The 2,749-nt window shown below is 59.3% G+C and carries 4 protein-coding genes; all 4 read left to right on the top strand.

Features of this window, described 5'->3' with window-relative positions:
- Window positions 1-50 precede the first annotated feature (50 nt).
- The 4 genes from QZY07_RS27410 to QZY07_RS12555 all read left to right on the top strand — a co-directional run bounded on the left by QZY07_RS27410 (window position 51) and on the right by QZY07_RS12555 (window position 2,615).
- Window positions 51-461, top strand: coding sequence for an SGNH hydrolase domain-containing protein (locus QZY07_RS27410; protein WP_363184152.1), 411 nt, complete (start codon window positions 51-53; stop codon window positions 459-461).
- 162 nt (window positions 462-623) lie between these two features.
- Window positions 624-1,745, top strand: coding sequence for an anthranilate phosphoribosyltransferase (locus tag QZY07_RS12565; protein WP_295403080.1), 1,122 nt, complete (start codon window positions 624-626; stop codon window positions 1,743-1,745).
- Window positions 1,746-1,747: 2 nt separating this feature from the next.
- On the top strand, window positions 1,748-2,080 hold the full coding sequence (locus QZY07_RS12560; protein WP_295403077.1) for a non-heme iron oxygenase ferredoxin subunit: 333 nt from the start codon (window positions 1,748-1,750) through the stop codon (window positions 2,078-2,080).
- A gap of 100 nt (window positions 2,081-2,180) precedes the next feature.
- Window positions 2,181-2,615, top strand: a complete 435-nt coding sequence (locus QZY07_RS12555) for a host attachment protein (RefSeq protein ID WP_295403074.1) — start codon at window positions 2,181-2,183, stop codon at window positions 2,613-2,615.
- The last annotated feature ends 134 nt before the right edge of the window (window positions 2,616-2,749 follow it).

Below are 2,749 nucleotides of genomic sequence, written 5' to 3'. Positions count from 1 at the left end.
TAAGAATTTTAAATTACTTGAAGCTGAACTTCGGGGAATCTTATTATCATATGGAAAAGAATATAAGATTCAATTTAACTAATACCATATTTGCATTCCTACAAACAATTGTAATGAAGTACTTAGTACTTGTCCAGTCTATACCGACATACAGAAACCCGACGCCAATTTGGGATCCACGATCCTGCTCCTTGGTGGCCATCCGAAACGGAACATGTTCTCGCGATATCCCAACCGCCTTTATTGACGACCTTCAACACGCTTCAAGGGATGCTATTGAGGCAGTTGCCAAAACCACTGGATCTTCAGTTCTGGATCTTCGAAGGTGGTTCTGCGATGCAAAGACTTGCAGCACAGACAAAGATGGTGCTTTTCAGTACCAAGACGCGACTCATCTCACTGTCTCGGCTAGTTCAGCTCTTGCCCCACAGTTTGTTGAAGCCATCAATTCCACACAGTAGGTACATGGGATCAATTTTCTGGTCAGTTTTGCGTATCCCTGCCAGTCAGTTTCACCCACTGGCTACAGACGATCGAGTGATTGCAGGTGGTGGCTTATTGAAAAAGAACACGAATCGCACTTGGAACTGACAACCTGAAAAACCTGTCCCGGAGGACACCCGATGACTAGCACGACGACAACAACCAGCGACGCCAGACTTCAGATGCGCTCGATCATTCAGCGCATCGCGACCGGCCCCGAGCTATCCAAGGACATCTCGATGGAAGAGGCGCGCATCGGCATGCGCGCGATCCTCGACAATGCGGTCGATCCGGTCCAGGCCGGCATCTTCTTCATCGCGCTGCGCATGAAGCGCGAGACCGACGAGGAGTTCAAGGGCATCCTGGACGCGATCCGCGAGGTGACCGGGCATGTGGTGGCGGAGGTGGACGATGTGGTCGATATCGCCGACCCCTACGATGGCTACAATCGCTGTCTGCCCGCCGCGCCCTTCCTGATGCCGCTGCTCGCCGAATACGGCGTGGCGGCGATCAGCCAGGGCGCGCATGCCGTGGGGCCGAAATTCGGCGTCACCCATCGGCATGTCCTGGAAGCCGCCGGCGCACCGGTGGATCTGTCCCCGGTGGAAGCCGCCGACCGTCTGGCCGATCCCGCGCTCGGCTGGAGCTATGTCGATCAGCGCGCCTTCTGCGCCCCGCTGCACAATCTGGTCGACCTGCGCTCGGCCATCGTCAAGCGGCAGGCGGTGACGACGGTGGAAGTCATGGCCCGGCCGATTCACGGTCGCAAGCATACGCATCTGGTCACGGGCTATGTCCATAAGCCCTATCCGCGTATCTATGCCCTACTCGCCCGTCATGCCGGATTCGACTCGGCCCTGCTGGTGCGTGGCGTCGAGGGCGGCGTGATTCCCTCGCTGCGGCAGAAAGGCACCTGTTTCAATTATCAGCATCACTCCGAGGAGCAATCCTTCGAGATCGATCCCGCCGAACTCGGGATCGCGCAGTCGGTCCGCGCCGTTCCGCTGCCCGAGGATCTGCCGCAGACGACCCGGCCGGGCGATGAGATTGCCGTCGCCGTGGATGTCCCGGCGACCGCCCGCGCCGCCGCCGAGGCGGGGATGGCCGCGCTCAATGGCGTCCAGGGGCCGACCTACGACAGTCTGGTGTTCGCCGGATCGGTGATCCTCTGGCATCTCGGACGCGAGGCGTCGCTCGCGGTCGCCGCTGACCGGCTGCGCGATATCCTGGACTCCGGCAAGGCCGCGCAACGGGTGCGCTGATCATGGACCAGCCATTCGTTGCCGTCGCCGCCACGGACGCCATTGCGCCCGGAAAGTTCATCAAGGTCGTGGTCGAAGACCGGCCCTACCTTGTCGCCAATGTGGACGGACATTTCTATGCCGTCGAGGACAATTGCAGCCATGAGGACTATCCGCTGTCCTATGGCTGTCTGGACGGCGACCGGATCAAGTGTTCGCTCCACGGAAGCCGATTCAGCCTCGTGACCGGTGCGCCACTCGACGAGCCTGCGGACGAACCGATCCGCACCTATCGATTGGCGGTCGCCGAGGGTCAGGTATGGCTCGATCCGACAAGCCCGGCGGAGATTGGATGATTGGCGGATCTTGACTACAGTTACATCAGGAGTTCCCCGGCGAACGGCGGGCGCCGTTCGCACGCGGAGACCCTCGTGAGTCGACAGCGGGAGGTTTCCTATGAAGACCTGGATGCTCGTGGCAAGCGATGCACGCGCGCGACTGTTCGAGGTTGCCAGTCGAAACGCAGCCCCGAAAGAGTTGCTGGATTTGGTGAACCCGGAAAACCGGCTGCAAGGCAAGGATCTCAAGACCGACAAGCCGGGGCGGGCGTTCGACTCGATGGGCGGTCAGCGTCATGCCACCCAGACGCCGGTGGATCCGAAGGAGCAGAGTTCCATCCGTTTCGCCAAACGGGTGGTTGACGAATTGGAGTCGGGCCTCCACGAGAACCGCTTCGAGGCGCTGAACGTGGTGGCCTCGCCGCATTTTCTCGGACTGTTACGCGAGCAGATGAGCGACGCGCTGGGACGCGCCGTGAAAAAAGAGGTCATTAAGGATCTCACGCGGGAGGATGCCGCATCGCTGCAGGCGCATATCGCGCAGTTGTTCTAGGGCGTGTCATCAATTGTAGTTGTGTGGGAATATTGTCGCCCGACCACTTCAAAATGAACGAGGAGCCCGGATGACTCAGCGTCGCTATGCCCTGCGTGACGATCAATGGGAGCGGATCAAGAACCTCCTGCCTG

Source organism: uncultured Thiocystis sp., assembly GCF_903866365.1.
In the GTDB taxonomy this organism is placed as follows: Bacteria; Pseudomonadota; Gammaproteobacteria; order Chromatiales; family Chromatiaceae; genus Chromatium.
This window is presented reverse-complemented; position numbering and strand designations above follow the sequence as displayed.